20 protein-coding genes and 1 riboswitch are annotated in these 21,294 nt (G+C 72.7%); of the genes, 11 read left to right on the plus strand and 9 right to left on the minus strand.

Going from position 1 to position 21,294, the window contains the following annotated elements; translation table 11 throughout:
* Nucleotides 1-64 precede the first annotated feature (64 nt).
* Together nagA and ACIP5W_RS16655 are read right to left on the minus strand one after the other, a co-directional pair.
* Complete coding sequence (gene nagA, locus ACIP5W_RS16650) at nt 65-1,276, minus strand: N-acetylglucosamine-6-phosphate deacetylase (protein WP_401473072.1); 1,212 nt, start codon at nt 1,274-1,276, stop codon at nt 65-67.
* A complete protein-coding gene (locus tag ACIP5W_RS16655; protein ID WP_401473074.1) occupies nt 1,276-2,220 on the minus strand; it encodes an ROK family protein in 945 nt (314 codons plus the stop codon). Before ACIP5W_RS16655 ends, nagA begins: the two co-directional genes overlap by 1 nt.
* Nucleotides 2,221-2,422: 202 nt before the next feature.
* On the opposite strand from ACIP5W_RS16655, the gene ACIP5W_RS16660 reads away from it, so the two are divergent.
* The 3 genes from ACIP5W_RS16660 (at nt 2,423) to otsB (ending at nt 5,027) form a co-directional block, all read left to right on the plus strand.
* Nucleotides 2,423-3,646, plus strand: a complete 1,224-nt coding sequence (locus tag ACIP5W_RS16660) for an ABC transporter substrate-binding protein (RefSeq protein WP_401473332.1) — start codon at nt 2,423-2,425, stop codon at nt 3,644-3,646.
* 35 nt (nt 3,647-3,681) lie between these two features.
* The gene (locus tag ACIP5W_RS16665; protein ID WP_401473077.1) at nt 3,682-3,936 is read left to right on the plus strand and encodes a DUF3263 domain-containing protein; all 255 of its coding nucleotides are present in this window, start codon (nt 3,682-3,684) and stop codon (nt 3,934-3,936) included.
* A gap of 224 nt (nt 3,937-4,160) precedes the next feature.
* Complete coding sequence (otsB, locus tag ACIP5W_RS16670) at nt 4,161-5,027, plus strand: trehalose-phosphatase (RefSeq protein WP_401473080.1); 867 nt, start codon at nt 4,161-4,163, stop codon at nt 5,025-5,027.
* Between the two features lie 558 nt (nt 5,028-5,585).
* Here otsB and ACIP5W_RS16675 read toward each other — a convergent pair.
* Nucleotides 5,586-6,998 carry a trehalose-6-phosphate synthase gene (locus ACIP5W_RS16675; RefSeq protein ID WP_401473083.1) on the minus strand — a complete coding sequence of 471 codons (1,413 nt, stop codon included), beginning with the start codon at nt 6,996-6,998 and terminating at the stop codon, nt 5,586-5,588.
* A gap of 131 nt (nt 6,999-7,129) precedes the next feature.
* Nucleotides 7,130-8,101, minus strand: coding sequence for a glucosyl-3-phosphoglycerate synthase (locus tag ACIP5W_RS16680; RefSeq protein ID WP_401473086.1), 972 nt, complete (start codon nt 8,099-8,101; stop codon nt 7,130-7,132).
* A gap of 169 nt (nt 8,102-8,270) precedes the next feature.
* A riboswitch (SAM riboswitch) is annotated at nt 8,271-8,441 on the plus strand.
* Nucleotides 8,442-8,459: 18 nt separating this feature from the next.
* Here ACIP5W_RS16680 and thrC point away from each other — a divergent pair.
* The 5 genes from thrC to ACIP5W_RS16705 all read left to right on the plus strand — a co-directional run bounded on the left by thrC (nt 8,460) and on the right by ACIP5W_RS16705 (nt 14,080).
* Nucleotides 8,460-9,743, plus strand: a complete 1,284-nt coding sequence (thrC, locus tag ACIP5W_RS16685; protein ID WP_401473089.1) for a threonine synthase — start codon at nt 8,460-8,462, stop codon at nt 9,741-9,743.
* Nucleotides 9,740-10,015: a MoaD/ThiS family protein gene (locus ACIP5W_RS16690; protein WP_363086812.1), complete on the plus strand. Its 276-nt coding sequence runs from the start codon at nt 9,740-9,742 to the stop codon at nt 10,013-10,015. Before thrC ends, ACIP5W_RS16690 begins: the two co-directional genes overlap by 4 nt.
* 464 nt (nt 10,016-10,479) lie before the next feature.
* Entirely contained in the window at nt 10,480-10,686 is a 207-nt protein-coding gene (locus ACIP5W_RS16695) for a cold-shock protein (protein WP_007493268.1), read from the plus strand.
* A 343-nt stretch (nt 10,687-11,029) separates the two neighbouring features.
* Nucleotides 11,030-12,652: a chaperonin GroEL gene (gene groL, locus ACIP5W_RS16700; RefSeq protein ID WP_363086811.1), complete on the plus strand. Its 1,623-nt coding sequence runs from the start codon at nt 11,030-11,032 to the stop codon at nt 12,650-12,652.
* 303 nt (nt 12,653-12,955) lie between these two features.
* A complete protein-coding gene (locus ACIP5W_RS16705) occupies nt 12,956-14,080 on the plus strand; it encodes an NADH:flavin oxidoreductase (RefSeq protein ID WP_401473094.1) in 1,125 nt (374 codons plus the stop codon).
* 49 nt (nt 14,081-14,129) lie between these two features.
* On the opposite strand, the gene ACIP5W_RS16710 is transcribed toward ACIP5W_RS16705, so the two are convergent.
* A complete protein-coding gene (locus tag ACIP5W_RS16710; RefSeq protein ID WP_401473097.1) occupies nt 14,130-14,699 on the minus strand; it encodes a hypothetical protein in 570 nt (189 codons plus the stop codon).
* 296 nt (nt 14,700-14,995) lie between these two features.
* On the opposite strand from ACIP5W_RS16710, the gene ACIP5W_RS16715 reads away from it, so the two are divergent.
* On the plus strand, nt 14,996-16,078 hold the full coding sequence (locus ACIP5W_RS16715; protein WP_401473100.1) for a hypothetical protein: 1,083 nt from the start codon (nt 14,996-14,998) through the stop codon (nt 16,076-16,078).
* 42 nt (nt 16,079-16,120) lie between these two features.
* Here the strand turns inward: ACIP5W_RS16715 and ACIP5W_RS16720 are convergent, their stop codons facing one another.
* The 3 genes from ACIP5W_RS16720 to ACIP5W_RS16730 form a co-directional block, all read right to left on the minus strand.
* The gene (locus ACIP5W_RS16720) at nt 16,121-17,536 is read right to left on the minus strand and encodes a PTS transporter subunit EIIC (protein ID WP_401473103.1); all 1,416 of its coding nucleotides are present in this window, start codon (nt 17,534-17,536) and stop codon (nt 16,121-16,123) included.
* Nucleotides 17,537-17,552: 16 nt separating this feature from the next.
* Nucleotides 17,553-18,488 (minus strand): N-acetylmuramic acid 6-phosphate etherase, encoded by a 936-nt coding sequence (murQ, locus tag ACIP5W_RS16725; RefSeq protein ID WP_401473106.1) that lies wholly within the window; start codon nt 18,486-18,488, stop codon nt 17,553-17,555.
* Nucleotides 18,489-18,558: 70 nt separating this feature from the next.
* Nucleotides 18,559-19,443 (minus strand): MurR/RpiR family transcriptional regulator, encoded by an 885-nt coding sequence (locus ACIP5W_RS16730; protein ID WP_401473109.1) that lies wholly within the window; start codon nt 19,441-19,443, stop codon nt 18,559-18,561.
* Nucleotides 19,444-19,498: 55 nt separating this feature from the next.
* Between ACIP5W_RS16730 and ACIP5W_RS16735 the strand changes: the two genes are divergently transcribed.
* Nucleotides 19,499-19,888 (plus strand): hypothetical protein, encoded by a 390-nt coding sequence (locus tag ACIP5W_RS16735; RefSeq protein ID WP_401473112.1) that lies wholly within the window; start codon nt 19,499-19,501, stop codon nt 19,886-19,888.
* Nucleotides 19,889-19,895: 7 nt separating this feature from the next.
* Nucleotides 19,896-20,165: a DUF4031 domain-containing protein gene (locus ACIP5W_RS16740; RefSeq protein ID WP_401473115.1), complete on the plus strand. Its 270-nt coding sequence runs from the start codon at nt 19,896-19,898 to the stop codon at nt 20,163-20,165.
* On the opposite strand, the gene ACIP5W_RS16745 is transcribed toward ACIP5W_RS16740, so the two are convergent.
* Nucleotides 20,162-21,277, minus strand: coding sequence for a GNAT family N-acetyltransferase (locus ACIP5W_RS16745; protein WP_401473118.1), 1,116 nt, complete (start codon nt 21,275-21,277; stop codon nt 20,162-20,164). The genes ACIP5W_RS16740 and ACIP5W_RS16745 overlap by 4 nt on opposite strands.
* Between the last annotated feature and the right edge of the window lie 17 nt (nt 21,278-21,294).

Consider the following 21,294-nt stretch of genomic DNA (forward strand, 5'->3'; position numbering starts at 1 on the left):
TGCCAAAGAGACGGCGGTCGGCCCAGCCCCCGGGTCGGCCACCGTCCCTGTGCGGGCGGAGATTTCAGCCCAGCCCGGGATCCACCACCCAAACCCCCTGCCGCATCACGCCCTTGAGGTCGAAGTTCTCGTCCAGCAGGACCAGGTCGGCGTCCTTGCCCGGCTCCAGGGAGCCCACCCGGTCGGCCATGCCCAGCAGCCGGGCCGGGTTCGCGGACAGGGCCGCGACCACGTCCTCCACCGGCAGCCGGTCCACCGTCACCGCCCGCTTGAACGCGCGGTCCAGGGTCAGCGTGGAGCCGGCGATCGAACCGCCCTCCACCAGCCGGGCCACGCCCTCGCTGACCTCGACCTCCAGCGGGCCGAGCATGTACCGGCCGTCGCCGGTGCCGGCCGCGTCCATCGCGTCCGTGATGAACGCGACCCGCCCCGCGCCCGCCCGGTGGAACGCCAGCTCCAGTGCCGCCGGATGCAGGTGGACGCCGTCGTTGATCAGCTCGACCGTCACCCGCTCGTCCTCCAGCAGCGCGGCGATCGGGCCCGGCGCGCGGTGCCCGAGCGGTGGCATGGCGTTGAAGAGGTGGGTGGCGACCGTCGCGCCCGCCTTGATCGCCGCCACCGTCTGCTCGTACGTGGCGTCCGTGTGGCCGACGGCCGCGATCACCCCGTGCTCGGCCAGCATCCGTACGGAGTCGATGCCGCCCGGCAGTTCGGTCGCGAGGGTGACCATCTTCGCCCTGCCGCGCGCCGCGTCGATGAGCTTGCGCACCTGGGCCGGGTCCGGGTCGCGCAGCAGGCCCTCCGCGTGCGCGCCCTTGCGGCACGGCGAGATGAACGGGCCCTCGAAGTGGATGCCGGCCAGGTCGCCCTGCTCGGCCAGTTCGCTGAGCAGGCCGGCCTGCCGGACCAGGACGTCCATGTCGTCGGTGACGGTGGACGCGACGAGCGTGGTGGTGCCGTGGCGGCGGTGGGTGCGGATCGCCCGGTGCACCTCGTCGGCGGTGCCGGAGAAGGAGGCCCCGCCGCCGCCGTGGTTGTGCAGGTCGACGAAGCCGGGGACCAGCCAGTGGCCCTTCACGTCGACGACGTGGGCGGTTCCGGGCGGGGCGTCGGGGGCGATTCTCGTGCCGTCGACGGTGACGCGGCCGTCGGGCACCGTGCCGGTGGGGAGCACCACCCTGGCGCCGGCGAGTACCTGCGGGTGCGTGGTGGCGTCTCGCGCCCGTACGGCGGAGCCGCGTGCCGTGGCGCCTCGCGCCCCTGGGAGGGTGGCCATCAGGGTGTTACCTCCGTGCCGTCGGTTGTTTCGAGGAGATCCCAGGCCAGCAGGCCCGCGCCGAGGCATCCGGCGGTGTCGCCCAGCGCCGCCGGGACGATGTCCGGGAGCTTCTGGAAGGTGACCCGCCTGCGGACGGCGTTCCGCAACGGTGTGAACAAGGTTTCCCCCGCCTCGGCGAGGCCGCCACCGACGATGAGGGTGCGCGGGTCCAGCAGGGTGAGGGCGGTGACCAGGCCGTCGGCGAGTGCGTCGACCGCCTGCTGCCAGATCCGGACGGCGTTCGGGTCGCCGGACGTGACGGCCTTCGCGCAGTCCGCGGCGTCCGCCTCCGGTTCCCCGCAGGCCGCCGCCCACGCCTCGCCGACCGCCGCCGCCGACGCGAACCGCTCCAGGCAGCCGCGCTGCCCGCAGGGGCAGGGCGTACCGCCGGGGCGTACGACGATGTGGCCGATCTCGCCCGCGAAACCGTGCGCGCCCGCCTCCACCCGGCCGGCCACGCCGATGGCGCCCGCGATGCCCGTGCCGAGGGCCACGAAGAGGTAACGGTCGGCGCCCCGCCCCGCACCGATGCGCCCCTCGGCGAGTCCGCCGGTGCGGACGTCGTGGCCGAGAGCCACCGGGACGCCGCCGAGCCGGCCGGTGAGGAGCCGGCGCAGGCCGACGTCGCGCCAGCCGAGGTTGGCGGCGTAGACGGCGACGCCGTTCGCCTCGTCGACGATGCCGGGGACCGCGACTCCGGCCGCGGCCGCGCCCCCGCCGAGGTGCTCGGCGCCGTACGCGTGCAGCTCGGCGGCGAAGTCGAGGATGCCGGCGACGACCTCGTCGGGACCGCGCTCGCGGCCCGTGGCCCGGCGGGCCCGGTGCAGCAGCGCGCCGTCCGCCCCGACGAGGGCGGCTTTCATCCCGGTGCCGCCCACATCGAGGGCGATGACATGTCTCACGGGGACAGTGTGGCCCGAGGACCCGCAAGAGGTCTAGTCCACTTACGTGGTGTAGACCTTGATCCGGATATCGGTTTCATTGGTCGGAGCAATCATGTGTGGGTTGTGTGTGCACAGCGGGCCCGGCCGTCCAGGGGAGCGGGAGAGCACAGTGCAGCGGGCAGCGAAGTCGGGAACGATCGCGGTGGCGGCCGCCCTGAGCATGACGGCGGTCCTCGCCGGCTGCGGGGTCACCGGCGGCTCCGGCGACGTCACCCTGACCCTCGTCGCCGCCGACTACGGCGACAGCGACGCCAACAGCTCCGAGAAGTACTGGGACGCGCTGGTCGAGGCCTACGAGAAGGACCACCCCGGCGTCACCGTCGAGGTCACCGTCCACTCCTGGAACGACGTCGACCGCGAGGTCAAGAAGCTGGTCGACGCCGGCCGGGCGCCCGACATGGCGCAGATCGGCGCCTACGCCGACTACGCCGCCGAAGACCTCCTCTACCGGGCGGGCGACGTCCTCTCCATCCCCGTCCAGGCCGACTTCGTGCCCCAGCTCGCCGACGCGGGCGAGGTGCGCGGCGTGCAGTACGGCATGCCGTTCGCCTCCTCCACGCGGCTGCTGTTCTACAACAAGACCCTCTTCGCCCAGGCCGGCATCACCGCACCGACCACCTGGGCCGAGCTGGCCGAGGACGCCCGGGCGCTCAAGGCGGACGGCGTGAAGTACCCGTACGCCCTGCCCCTCGGTCCCGAGGAGGCACAGGCCGAGACCATGCAGTGGCTGCTCAGCGGCGGGGGCGGCTACACCGAGACCGCCACCGGCTACAGCCTCGACTCCACCGAGAACGTCCACACCTTCACCTGGCTGAAGAACGAACTGGTCGGCGAGGGCCTCACCGGACCGGTCGCGCCGGGCAGGCTCGACCGGGCCGACGCGTTCGCCGCGTTCGCCGTCGGCCAGGTCGGCATGCTCAACGGGCACCCCTCGCTGATGAAGACGGCCGCGAAGAAGGGGGTGAAGTTCGGCATGGTCCCGATGCCCGGCCTCGACGGGCCGACCAAGGTCTCCATGGGCGTCGCCGACTGGATGACCGCCTTCAAGCAGAACGGCCACGCCGAGCAGGTCAAGGACTTCCTGAACTTCGTCTACAGCGAGAAGAACGTCCTCGACTTCTCCCGCGAGTACGACCTGCTGCCCGTCACCAACTCCGCCTCCCAGACCATGACGGCCGCCTCCCGGGACGCCGACCTCAAGCCCTTCCTCGACCAGCTGCCCGTCTCCGAGCTGTACCCGGTGGGGCGCACCTCCTGGGCGGCGGTCAGCGCGGACGTGAAGAAGCGGATCGGCCAGGCCGTGCAGCCCGGTGGCAGCCCGGCCGGGGTCCTCGGCCGGCTCCAGACGACGGCCACCACCGCGGAGAGCGGCACCGGCGGCTGAGCCGCGTCCCGTGCGGTTGGGTTACCGTGCAGGGCATGGAGCGGGCAGCGGACGACGAAGGGCACGAGGGGCTCGGGGCGCGGGAGCGGGACATCCTCGCCCTGGAGCGGCGTGGGTTCCCGGGGCCCGGCGCGAAGGAACGGGCGATCCGTGAGGAGCTGGACCTGTCGCCCGTGCGGTACTACCAGCTGCTCAACGCGCTGCTGGACGACCCGCGGGCGCTGGCGCACGATCCGGTGACGGTGAACCGGCTCCGCCGGGTGCGGGAGGCCCGCCGGGCGGACCGGTGAGTCCGCCGGGCGGACCGGTGAGTCCGCCGGGACGGGGAGTCCGTGCGGGTGGGCGGGAGCGCCGTCCCGGAGCGCCGCCCCCGGACCCCGCTTCGGCCCCGAAGGGGCCTCGTCCGCAGAGGCCGGACGGGCCGGGCCGCCGTGCCCGGCACCGGGAAGGGCGGGCCCGTCCGGTCCTGGACCCGTTTCCCTCGCCGTCGAACCCGTCCGGTTATCGTCACCGTATGGGCACCCACGAGACGCACTCCACGGACTCCCACTCCTCCCTCCCCACCCCCACCACCCCCCGCGGCCGCGAGGCGCTCGCCGCGATCCTGGCCGCGCCGCGCACCGCGCTCGTCGCGCTCGACTTCGACGGGACGCTCGCGCCGATCGTCGAGAACCCGCAGGACGCGCGGCCGCATCCGGACGCGCTCCCCGCGCTCGCGGAGCTGGCGCCGAAGGTGGCCGCGGTCGCCGTGGTGACCGGGCGGCCCGCCGCCGTGGCGGTGAGCAACGGCGGGTTCGCCGGGGTGCCGGGGCTGGAGCGCCTGGCCGTGCTCGGGCACTACGGGGCCGAGCGGTGGGACGCCCGCACCGGGACCGTCTCCGCGCCCGCCCCGCATCCCGGTGTCGCGGCCGTGCGGGCCGAGCTGCCCGCCGTGCTGGAGGCGGCCGGGGCGTGGCCGGGGATCTGGGTCGAGGAGAAGGGGCGGGCCGTCGCCGTGCACACGCGGCGGGCGGAGGATCCGCAGGCCGCGTTCGAGGCGTTGCGCCGCCCGCTCGCCGACCTCGCGGCCCGGCACGGACTCGTCGTCGAGCCGGGCCGGATGGTGCTGGAGCTGCGTCCGCCGGGCGTGGACAAGGGCGTGGCGCTGACGGAGTACGTCCGCGAGACCGGCGCCGGGGCGGTTCTCTACGCCGGCGACGACCTCGGGGACCTGCCCGCCTTCGCCGCCGTCGACAAGCTCCGCTCCGACGGCGTCCCCGGTCTGCTCGTGGCCAGCGGCAGCTCCGAGGTGACCGAACTGTCGGAGCGGGCGGACCTGGTCGTCGAGGGCCCCGCCGGGGTGGTGGAGCTGCTGCGGGCCCTCTCCGGTGAGCTGCGGTGAGAGGCCGGACTCGGGTGCGCGGGTCCGCCCGGGGCGGACCGGGGCGACAGGGCCGCTGCGGGCGCTCCTCGGTGGGCTGTGGTGACGGGTCTCAAAGTGCCCGCGGGTGCTGTCGGGTTCTGCCGGGTGTGTGGGGCGGGTGAGGGCGTCGCCGGGCCGGCTGCGGTGACGGACCGGGCGTGGGTGCGCGTGCCCCCGGCGGGTGGGCCGGGTTCGTGGGGGCGTTGCGGGTGCTCTCCGGCGAGTTGTGGTGGCGGGTGTACGAGTGGCTGCGAGGTGTCGTCGGGTCGTGCCCGGGTTCGTGGGGCCGGTGGGCCGGCTGCGGTGACGGACCGGGTGTGGGTGCGCGTGCTCCCGGCGGGTGGGCCGGGGGAGCAGGATCGCGTTGCGGTGCTCTCCGGCGAGTTGTGGGTGACGGGCGTAGGAGTGGCTGCGAGGTGTCGTCGGGTCGTGCCCGGGTTCGTGGGGCCGGTGGGCCGGCTGCGGTGACGGACCGGGTGTGGGTGCGCGTGCCCCCGGCGGGTGGGCCGGGGGCCTGGGGGCGCGGGTGTTCTCCGGTCAGTCGCGGTGAAGGGCCTGGAGGGCCTGCAGCTGCTCCAGGAACCACCGGGCCGGAGGGAGCGCGGTCGCGGCCGCCGTCAGCCTCTTGCTGCGCTCCGCCCGCTCCTCCGGCGCCATGGTCAGTGCCTCGTGCAGGGCGCCGGCGGTCTCCAGGACGTCGTAGGGGTTCACCACGATCGCGTCCTCGCCCAGCTCCCAGTACGCCCCGGCCTCACGGGACAGCACCAGGGCGCAGCCCCCGTCCGAGACGATCGGGACCTCCTTGGCGACCAGGTTCATGCCGTCGCGGATGGGGTTGACCAGGGCCACGTCGGCGAGGCGGTACGCGGCCAGCGAGCGGGCGAAGTCGTCCTTCACGTGCAGGACGACCGGGGTCCAGCCGGGTGTGCCGTACCGCTCGTTGATCTCCTGTGCCAGCCGCTGCACCTCGGCCGTGTAGTCGCGGTAGACGGCGAGGTCCTGGCGGGAGGGGTAGGCGAACGCCACGTGGACGACGCGCTCGCGCCACTCGGGGTGGTCGTCGAGGAGCTGCCGGTAGGCCAGCAGGCCGCGCACGATGTTCTTCGACAGCTCGGTGCGGTCGACGCGCACGATGGTCCTGCGGCCCTCGCCGATCTCCTCGCGCAGGGCGACGATGCGCTCCTCGACGTCGCTCTCGTGGGAGCGGGCGCGCAGGAAGTCGGCGTCGGCGCCGAGGCCGTGCACCCCGATCTCCGTGCTGCCGGGGCCGCCCACGAACTCCGCGCAGCACGCGGTGAAGGCGTCCGCCCAGCGCCTGGTCAGGAAGCCCAGGCGGTCCGCGCCGAGCATGCCGCGCAGCAGCTGCGCGCGGATGTCGGAGGGGAGCAGCGCGAAGTAGTCCACCGGCGCCCACGGCGTGTGCGAGAAGTGGCCGATGCGCAGGTCGGGCCGCAGCTCGCGGAGCATGCCCGGGACCAGACAGAGGTGGTAGTCCTGCACCAGGACCGCCGCGCCCCGGCCGGCCTCCTCGGCGAGCGCCTCCGCGAACGCGCGGTTGTACGTCTCGTACGACGCCCACTGGCGCCGGAACTCCGCGTCGAAGACGGGCTCCAGCGGGGTCTGGTACAGCAGGTGGTGGATGAACCAGAGCACGGAGTTGGCGATGCCGTTGTACGCGTCGGCGTGCACGTCGGCCGGGATGTCGAGCATCCGGACGCCGTCCTCGCCGACCCCGCGCCGTACCGCTTCGCGGTCGTCGTCGGAGAGCGCCGAGCACACCCACAGGGCGCCCGCGTCCGGCCCGATCGCCGACAGGCCCGAGACCAGCCCGCCACCGCCTCTTCTGGCGTGCAGCGAACCGTCCTCGCGCACCTGGTAGGAGACCGGGCCGCGGTTGGACGCGACCAGCACCTGAGCACCCTCAGCAACAGCAGCACGCGTGGAAGCCATACGCCACAACCTAGCCCGGTCCGTAAACGCTCAAACGTACGGATGCGGTCCGTGGACGGGTCATGTCCGGCCGTATACGGCCGCCGGACCGGGTCACGCGGTCGTGCCCGGCCGGCCGTACGCACGGCCCGTCAGGCGACCTTGCGTTCCGCGTACTCGGCGATCTCCGCCATCGGCGGCCGTTCCTCGGTGTCCACGGAGTAGGTGCGCGGCTCGAAGCCGTCCGCGCTCCGTTCGAACTGGGTGAGGGCGGGGCGGATCAGGTGCCCGCGGGCCAGCCGGAGCTGCGCGGTGCGGTAGATCGCCGCCGCCATCCTGCCGAGCGCCTGCCCGTCCTGGTGACGGTGCTTGCGGACGCCGACGTCGACCTGGGCGAGGGCGTCCAGGCCGACCAGGTGCAGGGCGTCGACGAGCATGCCCAGCTCCACGCCGTAGCCGACGGGGAACGGGAGCTGTTCCAGCAGGCTGCGGCGGGCCGCGTACTCGCCGCCGAGCGGCTGCACGAAGCCGGCCAGCTGCGGCCAGTGCATGTTGAGCAGGGGGCGGGCCATGAGTTCGGTGACCCGGCCGCCCTGGCCCGCCGTCCTGCCGGAGCCGGGCGAATGCAGCTCGGTGCCCAGCGGACGGTCGTACATCGCCTTGACCAGGTCCACGCCGGGGTCGGTGAGCAGCGGGCCCACGATCCCCGAGACGAAGTCGGAGGAGAACTCCCTGAGGTCCGCGTCGATGAAACAGACGATGTCCCCGGTCGTCACGAGCAGCGACCGCCACAGCACCTCGCCCTTGCCGGGCACGGCGGGTATCCGGGGCAGGATCTCGTCCCGGTGGACGACGCGCGCCCCGGCCGCCGCGGCGACCTGCGACGTACGGTCGGTGGAGCCCGAGTCGACGACGACGATCTCGTCGACGAGGGGGACCTGCCGCATCAGGTCGTGGCGGATGACCGCGACGATGTCACCGACCGTCTCCTCCTCGTTCAGGGCGGGCAGCACCACCGACACCGACTGGCCCGAGGCGCGCTTCGCGGCCAGGACGCGGTGCAGCGGGCGGTCGGTCACGGACCAGGAGCGGGTGGCCAGCCAGGCCTCGGCTTCTTTCAGCACGGTCTGCGGCTCCTCACTGTCGTGATCACACGCGGTGCACGTGGGGTGACCGTGTGATCCATCTCGCGGTTCGGACGTCTGTCTCAACTGTCCTGGCCTTCGGTTACAGTCTTGAACAACGCGGATGACCATCGCATGTCCGAGGTGGCCGCTGTTCACAACTTCATACCGCTCATCCAGAGGGGCAGAGGGATACGGCCCGATGAAGCCCCGGCAACCCTCCAGCCGCGCGCGCCGCCAGGCGTGAACGCCAACGCGTCACGTCGATGTGGCGAGGCTCCCGGCTAGGGAAGGTGCCAAATCCGTCTCACGGCGAGATGCGTCGTGAGGAAGATGAGGAGAAAGGGCCTCGCCTCACATGGCTGCGCAGACAGTTGCAAGCACCACGAACTCCGTCGATCTCGGTCCCGCCGCGGCGCTCTCCTGCCGCGAGTGCGGACACCGCGTGCCCCTCGGCCCGGTCTTCGCCTGCGAGGAGTGTTTCGGCCCGCTCGAGATCGCGTACGACTTCTCGGCCTACGAGACCGAGGAACTCCGCAAGCGCATCGAGGCGGGCCCCGCGAACATCTGGCGCTACGCGCCGCTGCTGCCGGTCCCGGCCGACGTGGCGGAGAAGCCGAACATCAACCCCGGCTGGACCAAGCTCGTCCAGGCCGACAACCTGGCCCGCGAGCTGGGCGTCGACGCCGGCAAGCTGTTCGTCAAGGACGACTCCGGCAACCCGACGCACTCCTTCAAGGACCGTGTCGTCGCCCAGGCCATCGAGGCCGCCCGCGCCTTCGGCTTCACCACCCTGTCCTGCTCCTCCACGGGCAACCTGGCCGGTGCCGTCGGCGCCGCCGCCGCCCGCGCCGGTTTCCGCTCCTGTGTGTTCATCCCGCACGACCTGGAGCAGGGCAAGGTCGTCATGGCCGCGATCTACGGCGGCGAACTCGTCGGCATCGAGGGCAACTACGACGACGTGAACCGGTTCTGCTCCGAGCTGATCGGCGACCCGGCCGGCGAGGGCTGGGGCTTCGTCAACGTCAACCTGCGGCCGTACTACGCCGAGGGCTCCAAGACGCTGGCGTACGAGATCTGCGAGCAGCTCGGCTGGCGGCTCCCCGACCAGCTCGTCGTGCCGATCGCCTCCGGCTCGCAGCTCACGAAGATCGACAAGGGGCTGCAGGAGCTGATCAAGCTCGGTCTCGTCGAGGACAGGCCGTACAAGATCTTCGGTGCGCAGGCCGAGGGCTGCTCGCCGGTGTCCGTCGCCTACAAGGCGGGTCATGACGTGGTCCGGCCGCAGAAGCCGGACACCATCGCCAAGTCCCTCGCCATCGGCAACCCGGCGGACGGGCCCTACGTCCTGGACATCGCGCGCCGTACCGGCGGCGCGGTGGAGGACGTGGACGACGAGCAGGTGGTCGACGCGATCAAGCTGCTGGCGCGGACCGAGGGCATCTTCGCGGAGACCGCCGGCGGCGTGACGGTCGGTGTGACGAGGAAGCTGATCGAGAACGGTCTCCTGGACCCGACGAAGACCACCGTCGTCCTCAACACGGGGGACGGTCTCAAGACCCTCGACGCGGTGGCCGGCACCGGCCTGACCGCCACCATCCGCCCCAACCTGGACTCCTTCCGAGAGGCTGGCCTCGCATGAGCGTGACCGTCCGCATCCCGACCATCCTGCGCACCTACACCGGTGGCAAGGCCGAGGTCCCGGCCGAGGGCGCGACCCTCGGCGAGGTCATCACCGACCTGGAGAAGAACCACACCGGCATCGCCGCCCGCGTCCTGGACGACCAGGGCAAGCTGCGCCGGTTCGTCAACGTGTACGTCAACGACGACGACGTGCGCTTCGAGCAGGGGCTTGACACGGCGACCCCGGACGGCGCCGGCGTCTCCATCATCCCGGCCGTGGCCGGCGGCTGACCGGTGCCCGTACCCGTCGGTAGTACCTGCCGGTAGTAACCGTCGGTAACAGTAATTACCGAGAGTTCATCCAATTGCCCCCTCCGCGAGAGAAGCGGAGGGGGCAATTCAGTGTGGTTGAGCGCGGTAGAGTTGGGGAACGCGTCGCCCATCGCATGCCGGCCGCATATGAGTTCCGTCGGGGCGGGCGATGAGAAGCAGCCAAAGTGTGCATGTGTTTTGCGCCTTTCATTCCCTTTGTGGGGCCCGACTTGCCCTGAATCCGGGCGAATTCTCACTCTCCTCCGGACCGTTCGCGTCCAGAATTCTCGTCCGATTGACCTGTTGCAGACGGCAGTTGGACAGATACATTCGGCCGCGGTCGACGCGTTCCGGCGCACGCCCCCAACCAACTGGGGGGTGAGGTCTGACCCGGATCCGCGAAGTGCGGATCTGTGCAAGGGCCAGTAATAGGGGAGTTAGGCATGGCTCAGGGCACCGTCAAGTGGTTCAACGCGGAGAAGGGGTACGGCTTCATCGCGGTCGACGGTGGTGCGGATGTTTTCGTCCACTACAGCGCGATCCAGATGGACGGATACCGCACCCTGGAAGAGGGTCAGCGGGTCGATTTCGAGATCTCGCAGGGCCAGAAGGGACCGCAGGCGGACATGGTCCGGCTCGCGACCGGCTGAAGCACGCGCCGACTTGCAGCGACGTTCTTCTGTTCCATCGGCGAAGGGCTCGCACCTCCCGGGGTGCGAGCCCTTCGGCATGTCCGAAGCCGCGTGCGGTCACCCGTCGGCGTCCGCCGCCACCCCTCGTTCACCTGCGGATCCCCGGGGGGCGCTTGCACTCGGCACAGGCGAGTGCTAATCATTGCGTTAGCACTCTGAAGGTGAGAGTGACAACGAAGGACCGGGTCGGTGAGGCCCGCAGGCCAGGTGGGGCAAGGAACCACGGGGCCGGCGAGCCGTCCGTCGCGGGCGCGGGCGCGGTCCGAAGGAATCACCCCCAGTCCTGGAGGGACCACTTCACATGGCCAAGATCATCGCGTTCGACGAGGAGGCGCGGCGCGGCCTCGAGCGCGGCATGAACCAGCTCGCGGACGCCGTGAAGGTGACGCTCGGCCCCAAGGGCCGCAACGTCGTCCTCGAGAAGAAGTGGGGCGCCCCCACGATCACCAACGATGGTGTCTCCATCGCCAAGGAGATCGAGCTCGAGGACCCGTACGAGAAGATCGGCGCCGAGCTGGTCAAGGAAGTCGCCAAGAAGACGGACGACGTCGCCGGTGACGGTACGACCACCGCGACCGTGCTCGCCCAGGCGCTGGTCCGCGAGGGCCTGCGCAACGTGGCGGCCGGCGCCAACCCGATGGCTCTCAAGCGCGGTATCGAGAAGGCCGTCGAGGCCGTCTCCGGTGCCCTGCTCGAGCAGGCGAAGGATGTCGAGACCAAGGAGCAGATCGCTTCGACGGCCTCCATCTCCGCCGCCGACACCCAGATCGGCGAGCTGATCGCCGAGGCGATGGACAAGGTCGGCAAGGAAGGCGTCATCACCGTCGAGGAGTCGCAGACCTTCGGTCTCGAGCTCGAGCTCACCGAGGGCATGCGCTTCGACAAGGGCTACATCTCGGCGTACTTCGCCACCGACATGGAGCGTATGGAGGCCGTCCTCGACGACCCGTACATCCTGATCGCGAACTCCAAGATCTCCAACGTCAAGGACCTGCTCCCGCTCCTGGAGAAGGTCATGCAGTCGGGCAAGCCGCTGCTGATCATCGCCGAGGACGTCGAGGGCGAGGCCCTGTCGACCCTGGTCGTCAACAAGATCCGCGGCACCTTCAAGTCCGTCGCCGTCAAGGCCCCGGGCTTCGGCGACCGCCGCAAGGCGATGCTGAACGACATCGCCATCCTCACCGGTGGCGAGGTCATCTCCGAGGAGGTCGGTCTCAAGCTCGAGAACACCTCCCTGGACCTCCTGGGCAAGGCCCGCAAGGTCGTCATCACCAAGGACGAGACCACCATCGTCGACGGGTCCGGCTCCTCGGAGCAGGTCGCGGGCCGGGTCAACCAGATCCGCGCCGAGATCGAGAACAGCGACTCGGACTACGACCGCGAGAAGCTCCAGGAGCGTCTGGCGAAGCTGGCCGGCGGCGTGGCCGTCATCAAGGCCGGCGCCGCCACCGAGGTGGAGCTCAAGGAGCGCAAGCACCGCATCGAGGACGCCGTCCGCAACGCGAAGGCGGCCGTCGAGGAGGGCATCGTCGCCGGTGGTGGCGTGGCCCTGCTGCAGGCCACCTCGGTCTTCGAGAAGCTCGACCTCGAGGGTGACGAGGCGACCGGCGCCAACGCCGTGAAGCTCGCCCTGGAGGCCCCGCTCAAGCAGATCGCCGTCAACGGTGGTCTCGAGGGTGGCGTCATCGTCGAGAAGGTGCGCAACCTGCCCGTCGGCCACGGCCTGAACGCCGCGACCGGTGAGTACGTCGACATGATCGCCGAGGGCATCATCGACCCGGCGAAGGTGACGCGCTCCGCGCTGCAGAACGCCGCGTCGATCGCCGCGCTGTTCCTCACCACCGAGGCCGTCATCGCCGACAAGCCGGAGAAGGCCGCGGCCCCGGCCGGCGGCGGCATGCCGGGCGGTGACATGGACTTCTGAGCCTGACCGAGGCTCGGTTTTCCACCGAGGGCGGTACCCCCTGCACCGGCAGGGGGTACCGCCCTCGGGCGTTTCGGGCGCCGACGTCGTAGTACGGGGTTGTCGTGGGCCGCCCCGTGCGGCCGTGGGCCGCCCCGCTGGGCCCGGCCGGCGTGGTTCGGATCACAGGGGCGGCGGGGGAGCGGGTGGAATGGCGGAGGCGGGACCGCCGTTGAGAGGGAGGGCGGTTCTTGCATGTGCACATACCGCCCGGAATGTCCGCCGCTCGATGTCCGCCGTGACCTCTTTGAGGAGTCCTCTGTCGTGACTGCCACCCCCGCCGCCACCCGAGCCGCCGAGATCCTCGCGCGTCCCGTCTCCCTCAACGGCCTGACCGTGCCGAACCGCATCGCCATGGCGCCCATGACCCGCATGTTCTCGCCCGGCGGCATCCCCGGCGAGGACGTGGCGTCGTACTACGGCCGCCGCGCCGCCGCCGGTGTCGGTCTCGTCGTCACCGAGGGCACGTACGTGGGTCACGACTCGGCCGGGCAGAGCGACCGGGTGCCGCGGTTCCACGGCGAGGAGCAGCTGGCCGGCTGGGCGAAGGTCGCCGAGGCCGTGCACGCGGGCGGCGGGACGATCATGCCGCAGCTGTGGCACATCGGCATGGTCCGCGAGCAGGGCCAGCCGCCCGTCGCGGACGCCCCCGCCGTCGGCCCCTCCGGCCTGCGCCTGGACGGCGCCGAGGGCACCGGCAAGGCGATGACCCGGCGCGACCTGGACGACGTCATCGGCGCCTTCGCCGAGGCCGCCGCCGCCGCGGAACGCATCGGCTTCGACGGCGTGGAGATCCACGGCGCCCACGGCTACCTGGTCGACCAGTTCCTGTGGGCGGGCACCAACCGCCGCACCGACGCCTACGGCGGCGACCCGGTCGCCCGCACCCGCTTCGCGGCCGAGATCGTCGCCGCCGTACGCGGGACGGTGTCGCCGGAGTTCCCGGTCGTCTTCCGCTACTCGCAGTGGAAGCAGGAGGCCTACGACGCGCGCCTCGCCGAGACCCCGCAGGAGCTGGAGGCCATCCTCGCCCCGCTCGCCGCGGCCGGTGTCGACGCCTTCCACGCCTCCACGCGCCGCTACTGGGTCCCCGAGTTCGACGGCTCCGACCTCAACCTCGCGGGCTGGACGAAGAAGCTGACCGGCCGGCCCACCATCACCGTCGGATCGGTCGGCCTCGACGGCGAGTTCCTCAAGGCCTTCCAGGGCGAGGGCTCCGCCGTCAAGAACCTCGACGACCTGCTCGACCGGCTGGAGCGCGACGAGTTCGACCTGGTGGCCGTCGGCCGCGCGCTGCTCCAGGACCCCGAGTGGGCCGCCAAGGTCCTGGCCGGCCGCCTCGACGAGCTGAAGCCGTACGACGCGGCGGCGTTGAAGACCCTGAGCTGACACCGGCCGGGGCGGACCGGAGCGGGCCGGCCGCAGGGATGCGGCCGGCCTACAGGTTGCCCAGCGGCTCGATGTCGACCTTCACCGGGGTGCCCCAGACGCGCAGCACCTCGTAGTCGGTGAACTCGTGCACCAGGCGGTACGCCATGGCGGGGCGGGAGCCGCGGCGCAGGGCGTTGATGTACAGCTCCGCCTCACGCCGGTCCCGCCTCGGCGTGCCGCACAGATGCCACTCCTGTCCGGTCCACAGTTCCGCGAGCCACCGCTGCTGCGGCTGCGGGCGGTCGGCGCGGGCGCCGTACCGGGAGGGGGCCGGAGCGGTGGGGGGCGCCTGCGGGGCGGGGCCGTTGTACTCGGCGCGCCGGGCCGCGCGGCGACGTGTCTCGCACAGCAGGCACAGGTCGTGCGCCGCCTTGTCGACCGGGCCGTTCGGGTGCTCGGCGCAGCGGGTGGTGGGCGCGGCTCCGACGACGCTGTCGTCCAGCAGGTCCAGGGCGCGCCGCAGATCGGCCTTGATCTCGTGCAGCCGGGCGTCGGGGGTGTCGGCGGTCAGCGCCTCGCCGTGCTCCCCGAGCAGTCGGAGAGCACGACCGAGAGCGGTGAGCTGGGCGTGGTTCATGACACCCAGGGTAGGGCGGCCCGGCCGGACGCGGTTTCTCGCCGTCAGGACGCCGGCGGCGGCAGCCCACCCGTCGCCCGCGTCCGGCCCCGCCCGGGGCTCCCTGCATCCCGGGCAGCACGGCCGCCCGGGCGCTCGCCGGGCCTTCTCAGCACACAACCGGTGCACGCACGCGCAAGTCCGGTGGGTGTTTCCTCCCTAGAGTCCTCCGGGCCCGGGCGGCGGATTCCGACCGGCAGGCGGCAGCCCGGTCCACGGACCGCCGCGGTGCGCTGACGAGGACGAGAGGACAGACGATGAGGACAAGAGGCTTACGGAACAGGGGAATCGGACTCCTGCCGCGCGCGTGGGTGGCCCTGCTGGCCGGACTGGCGCTGCTGCTCGGCGTGTCGGCCGGACCCGCCGCGGCCACCGAGGGGTCGTGGATCAACGAGGGCGGTGACGCCAGGTCGCCCGACGCGCTGTCCGCGCAGTGGTTCCGCGGAGACCTCTACGAGGTGGTGCGCGGGAACGACAACCAGATCTGGTGGCGGTACCGCAACGGCGCCTGGCAGGTGATGCCGGGCGGCGCCCGCACCTATCACCGACCCGAGGTCGTCTCGCTGCTCAACATCGGCACCGGCGGCCTGCAGGACTCCCGACTGGTCGTCTTCCACGTCGGCACCGACGGCGTGGTCTACTACAGCATCCTCCGCGGCGCGGCAGGCAACCTGTGGTCGGACTGGGACAACGTACCGGGCAATTTCCGCACCAATACCGGCATCACCACGGCGAGCGGCATCAACAACGTCGTCCTCTACACGGTGCGCGACCAGCAGGTGTACGTGCACAACATGGAGCTGTGGAACGGCGCACCGTCGTTCCCGCTGGGCGACTGGGGCACGCAGCACTCCCCGCGGGTGAACGGCATGGTGGCGAGCGTATCCACGTTCAGCCGTTCCATCAGTAATAACATCATGAATCTCGAGGTCGCGCGGGGGCTCAACAACCGCGTCTACATCTCCCGTTCGCGCACCGACATGAACAGCGTGCAGAACGCGTCCTTCGCCGAACTGCCCGGCGGCGGCGAGTGCGAGTCCGTCGAGGTCGGCCGTGGGGGCCCCGCCTCTCCCACGACCGACACCAACGACCCCGGCTACCAGGCGCAGCAGAACCTCGCCATCGGCTGCATCAGCCCCAACGACCACGAACTCTGGGTCAACCGCTCCACCGACGGCGGCCAGAACTTCACGGGCTGGTCCCGCGTCAGCACCGGGGCCGCGGCCACCGCCTCGCCCGAGATCCACGGCGCCCCCGGCGGGGAGGTCTTCGCCGTCCTGTCCTGGGGCGGGGACGCCCCCTTCAAGCAGCGCATGATCGTCATGAAGCGGATCATCTGACCCGCAGGCAGCCCGGCGTCGGAGTGCCGGCGGCGCCGGATCTCAGGAGCGGTGCGGGTCGCGGACCGGAGTGACGGCCGTGGCCGCCGCCGCGACCCCGCCGAAGGCGTAGGTCGCGGCGAACCCGACCGCGTACCCCATCAGCAGCCCGCCCGCGTAGATCGCCGCCGTCACGCCCAGCCCCCGGTTGCCCGCCAGCAACGGGAACAGCGCCCAGCCGGACGGGCCGATGGCGGTCGCGCCGACCCGGTCGCCGAGCATCGCGAAGAAGCCGACGAAGGCCCCGCCGGCCGCCCCGCCCGCGCAGGCCGTGAGGAAGGGGCGGCCGAGCGGGAGGGAGACGCCGTAGACGAGGGGTTCGCCGATGCCCAGCAGGCCTGCCGGGAGCGCCGACCTGATCGTCGTGCGCAACGAGGTGTCGTGGCGCAGGCGGACGTAGACCGCGAGGGCCGCGCCGACCTGGCCCGCGCCCGCCATCGCCAGGACGGGCAGCAGCACGGTGTGGCCCTGCTGTTCGATGAGCGTGGTGTGGATGGGGATGAGGGCCTGGTGCAGCCCCAGCATCACCAGCGGGAGGAACAGCCCGCCCAGGACCAGCCCGGCGAACGCGCCCGTCGTCGTCAGCAGCCAGTCCGCCGCCGTGCCGATCGCCGTCGAGACCGCGCCGGCCGCCCACATCAGGCCGTACAGCGTGGCCAGGCCCGCGACGAGGACGGTCAGGGTCGGGGTCAGCAGCACGTCGAGGGCCGCCGGGACCCGGCCCCGGCACCACTTCTCCACGTGCGCCGCCAGCAGTGCCGCCGCCAGCGCGCCGAGGACCCCGCCCTGGCCGGGGGCGAGCGCCACCCCGAACGCCGTGACCTTCCCGACGCCCGGATACACCACGATCGCCGCCACCGCCCCGCCCAGCACGGGCGTGCCGCCGAACTCCCTCGCCGTGTTGACGCCGACGAACACCGCGATCAGCGCCATGAAGGCGGACGCCACGGCGGCCAGCGCGGGCGTCAGCCGGGGCAGCAGGCCGGCGTTGACCAGCAGCCCGTTGACGCCGGCGAGGACTCCGCAGCCGATCAGGGCGGGGATGAGGGGCACGAAGACGGCGGCGAGCCGGCGCAGCGCGGTCCTGCCGGGCGTGGCGTTGCGCCGCTGCCGCTCGCCCTTCAACTCCGCTCCCCGCGCCGCCAGTTCCACCGCCACCGTCGGCCCTCCCACCAGTTCCTCGAACGCCGCCGTCACCCGCCCGACGACCCCCGGTCCGAGCACCACCTGGTACGAACCGCCGTCCACGACGAGCCCCAGCACCCCGGGCACCGCCCGCAGCGCCTCCTCGTCCGCCCGTGACGGATCGGCGAGGCCCAGCCGCAGCCGGGTCATGCAGTGGGCGACGGAGGTCACGTTCGCGGGGCCGCCGACCAGCGGCAGGAGCGCGGCGGCTGTGGCACGGTCATCGGTAGGCACCTGCTGAGCGTGCGGGTCAGGAGCGCGCGGCGGCGAGCGCGGCACGCAGACGGCCGCCGGACTCCTCCAGAAGGCGGGTGGCCGACGGCCCGTCGACCCCGGCGAGCAGCACGAGGATCGCGTTCTTCACCTCGCCGCCGGTGACGTCGAGGGCCCGCTCGATCTCCGCGTCGTCCGCGCCCGTCGCCAGCGAGACGATCCGCCGCGAGCGGGCCCGCAGCTTCTCGTTCGAGGCCCGCACGTCGACCATCAGGTTCCCGTACGTCTTGCCCAGCCGGATCATCGTGATCGTCGACAGCATGTTCAGCACCAGCTTCTGCGCGGTGCCCGCCTTCAGCCGGGTCGACCCGGTGAGCAGCTCGGGACCGACGACCACCTCGATGCCGTGCTCGGCGGCCGCGGCCAGCGCACTGCCCGGGTTGCAGGCCAGCCCGACGGTCAGCGCACCGGCCGAGCGCGCGTACTCCACCGCGCCGAGCGCGTACGGGGTGCGCCCCGACGCGGAGATCCCGACCACCGTGTCCCCGGCGGTCAGCGCGAGCCCGGCCAGATCCGCCCGCGCCAGCTCCCGCGAGTCCTCGGCGCCCTCGACGGAGGTCACCATCGCCGGCGGCCCGCCCGCGACGAGTCCCACGACCTGGCCGGGGGCGGTGTCGAAGGTCGGCGGACACTCGGACGCGTCCAGCACGCCGAGCCGCCCGGCCGTTCCCGCCCCGGCGTACACCAGCCGCCCGCCGCGCTCCATCCGCGCGGCGATCGCGTCGACGGCGGCGGCGATCTCGGGCAGCCGCGCGGCCACGGCGGCGGCCACCCTGGCGTCCTCGCCGTTCATGAGCCGGGCGATGTCGAGGGTGGGCAGCCGGTCGATCTCGGCGAGTTCGGGCCGGAAGGCCTCGGTGGTGAGCGACCCGAGCTGGGCGAGCAGGTCGTCGGGGCGGGGGGTGGAGGTCATGGCAGCGGCTCTTTCTCTCCGGCGCGGGTCGGCCGACTCCGGCGCAGGGCGGTCGACGTGTCCCCACGGTCTACCGGTGCCGGTGCGCCAGGGCCTCGTACGACGCGGCCAGCGCCGGTGCCGCCGTGTCGTACGTGCGCTGCGCCACCCCCACGAACAGGCAGTCCACCACCAGCAGCTGGCCGGTCCTGGACGACATCGCCGCCGGCCGCAGCTCGCTCTCCCGGGCCGTCGACGTCGTCAGCACCTGATCCGCGTACTGTGCGACCGCCCCGCCCGGCCGCCCGGTGACGGCGACGGTCGTGGCGCCCCGCTCGAAGGCGACCCGCAGCGGTTCGACGACGTCCCGCGTCGACCCGGAGTGCGTGATCGCGACGGCGACGTCCCCCGCCCGCAGCTGCACCGCGTTCGTCACCGCGAGGTGCGGGTCGCTGTGGGCGTGGGCCACGAGCCCTATCCGCAGCAGCTTCTGCACGAGGTCCTGGGCGACGAGCCCGGACGCGCCGACGCCGTAGACGTCCGTCCTGCGGGCGGCGGCCACCGCCGCCACCGCCGCCCCGAGCTGCACGGTGTCGAGCCCGGCGGCGGTGTCGGCGAGGGCCTGCCGTTCGTCGCGGGCGAGTTTGGCGACGACGTCCGCGATCGGGTCGTCGACCGCGATGTCGGTGGTGAGGGCGGGGGCGCGGCCGGACTGCTGCTGCGCCGCGAGCCCGGCGAGGGCGAGCCGCAGGTCGCGGTAGCCGGGGTAGCCGAGCAGCCGGGCGGTGCGCACGACGGTCGCCTCGCTGGTGCCGGTGCGCTGCGCGAGGCGCGTGACGGTGAGCGCCGCGCAGCCCGCCGGGTCGCCCGCGACGGTCTCGGCGACGCGCTGCATCGAGCGGGTCATGGACGGGGCGAGCGCGCGGACCCGGGCGGCGAGGGCGCCGCCGAAAATTTCCGTCACGTCCTGGGTCACCCCTGAAAAATATTTCCGGCCCGGTGCCACGGTCAAGAGTGCGCACAATGGATGCATGGATCCCTCCCCTGCCCGCATCAGCCCACTGGAGCAGGCGTTGCACGCCGCGCGCGCCCTCGTCCTCGCCGACCTGGCCTCGGGCGAGGTGGCCGCGGCGGACGTGGTGTCCCTGGTCGAGGAGTCCGTGACGCAGCGGCGCTGGTGGGTGGAGCAGTGGCCGGACGGGGTGGCCTTCGTGGCCGGACTGGTGGCGCAGGACGTGCAGGACGCCCTGCTGGAGCGCCACGGCCGCTGGCCGATCTGCCCGGTGTGCGGCTCGGGCGACCCGCACGCCCTGGAGGTCGAGCCCGAACTCGGGCCCGACCCGCACTGGGTGTGCCACCGGGCGGGTGTGAAGGTCGCGGCGGTCGGGTCGCTGGGGCCTGCGTCCGGCCGGGCCTCGTGAGGCGCGCGTGACGATCTACGTCGATCCGCCGGACTGGCCCGGCCACGGACGGATGTGGTCCCACCTCGTCAGCGACGTGTCCTTCGACGAACTGCACGCGTTCGCGGACGGGTTGGGCGTGCCCCGGCGGGCGTTCGAACGCGACCACTACGACATTCCCTCGCACCGGTACCCCGACGTGGTCGCGGCCGGCGCGGTGCGGGTCAGCAGCCGCGAGGTGGTACGGCTGCTGACGGCGGCCGGACTGCGGCGGCCCAAGGGGCGCCGCCTGCCCTAGGGACGGGATGGCTCGCAGGACCGCGGGGCGCGGCGCGTGTACAGCCGTAGCGTGTCGTCCTCCAGGAGGGGCTCCCGCGCCACGTCGGCCCGGACGAACCCGGCGCGGGTCAGCACGGCCTGCGAGGGGGTGTTCGCCTCCTCCACCGCCGCGTACAGCAGGTGTACGTCGTCCCGCGCGAGCGCCCACCTCGCGAGGGCGTCGACCGCCTCGGTGGCGTAGCCGTGGCCGCGGGCGGGCGCCACGAGGTCGTAGCCGATCTCGGTGCGGCCCTCCTCGTCGGGCATCCCGTGGAAGCACAGGCTGCCGACGGCCCGGCCGTCCGCCCGCCGGACGATGACGAACACGCCGAACTCGGGCCGGTGCACCCCGGCGTCGTACGCCTTCAGCAGGCCGGCGGCGACCTCGCGGGTGCCCTCGTAGGGGGCGTCGCCGAGCCAGCCGAAACCGCCGTCGCCGCCCGCGACCAGGTCGGCGGCGGCCGCCGGGGTGAGGCCTTCGAGGGTGAGGCGTTCGGTGGGCAGGACCAGGTTGTTGTGCCAGCGCCAGCCGGTGACCGGGGCGCGGCCGGGCAGCTCGCCGCGGCCGGTGGCCCACAGCAGGGTCGGCCAGGGCTCGGGGCCCGGCCGCACGTGCGGGAAGATCCGGCTGAGGACGGCCTCGCACAGCCCGGCGGGCGGCTCGTACGCCAGGCCCAGGCCCTCGGCGATGTCGTGGGTGTGCAGGAGGACCTCGGCGATGCCCATCGCGGCGAAGCCCTCGCGGTTCGCGCTGCGGAAGGGGTACGGGTGGAAGGCGCGGACCCGGGGCGGGGTGGTGCGGACGGTGGCGGCGAGCAGGGCGCCGGTGGTCTCGACGACGTCCAGGACGCCCGCCTGGTCGGTGCCCTCGTCGAAGGCGATCTCGAAGGGCACGTACGCCGTCTGCGCCCGGCCCGCCAACTGCCCGGCGTAGGCGATGAGATCGCTCGCCATGTGTTCCGCCGTCCGCCGGCAGGTCCACTCCAGCCGGCCGGCCCGCACACCGGTCCAGTCCTTGTCCGCCACCGTCCGCAGCAGTTCCACGCAGCCCGCCACGGCCTCCGTCACCTGATCCCCGCCCCATGCGCGCATGACGTGCAGGGTAGGCG

It is taken from the genome of Streptomyces sp. NPDC088766 (assembly GCF_044750845.1).
GTDB lineage: Bacteria > Actinomycetota > Actinomycetes > Streptomycetales > Streptomycetaceae > Streptomyces.

Bases quoted from the DNA above. Each gene is read 5' to 3' on its own strand.
- thrC (WP_401473089.1), top strand. From the start codon at position 8,460: ATGGCTGCGCAGACAGTTGCAAGCACCACGAACTCCGTCGATCTCGGT.
- ACIP5W_RS16695 (WP_007493268.1), top strand. From the start codon at position 10,480: ATGGCTCAGGGCACCGTCAAGTGGTTCAACGCGGAGAAGGGGTACGGC.
- groL (WP_363086811.1), top strand. From the start codon at position 11,030: ATGGCCAAGATCATCGCGTTCGACGAGGAGGCGCGGCGCGGCCTCGAG.
- ACIP5W_RS16715 (WP_401473100.1), top strand. From the start codon at position 14,996: ATGAGGACAAGAGGCTTACGGAACAGGGGAATCGGACTCCTGCCGCGC.
- ACIP5W_RS16745 (WP_401473118.1), bottom strand. From the start codon at position 21,277: ATGCGCGCATGGGGCGGGGATCAGGTGACGGAGGCCGTGGCGGGCTGC.
- ACIP5W_RS16665 (WP_401473077.1), top strand. From the start codon at position 3,682: ATGGAGCGGGCAGCGGACGACGAAGGGCACGAGGGGCTCGGGGCGCGG.
- ACIP5W_RS16660 (WP_401473332.1), top strand. From the start codon at position 2,423: ATGACGGCGGTCCTCGCCGGCTGCGGGGTCACCGGCGGCTCCGGCGAC.
- ACIP5W_RS16690 (WP_363086812.1), top strand. From the start codon at position 9,740: ATGAGCGTGACCGTCCGCATCCCGACCATCCTGCGCACCTACACCGGT.
- ACIP5W_RS16735 (WP_401473112.1), top strand. From the start codon at position 19,499: ATGGATCCCTCCCCTGCCCGCATCAGCCCACTGGAGCAGGCGTTGCAC.
- murQ (WP_401473106.1), bottom strand. From the start codon at position 18,488: ATGACCTCCACCCCCCGCCCCGACGACCTGCTCGCCCAGCTCGGGTCG.
- ACIP5W_RS16710 (WP_401473097.1), bottom strand. From the start codon at position 14,699: ATGAACCACGCCCAGCTCACCGCTCTCGGTCGTGCTCTCCGACTGCTC.
- otsB (WP_401473080.1), top strand. From the start codon at position 4,161: ATGGGCACCCACGAGACGCACTCCACGGACTCCCACTCCTCCCTCCCC.
- ACIP5W_RS16675 (WP_401473083.1), bottom strand. From the start codon at position 6,998: ATGGCTTCCACGCGTGCTGCTGTTGCTGAGGGTGCTCAGGTGCTGGTC.
- nagA (WP_401473072.1), bottom strand. From the start codon at position 1,276: ATGGCCACCCTCCCAGGGGCGCGAGGCGCCACGGCACGCGGCTCCGCC.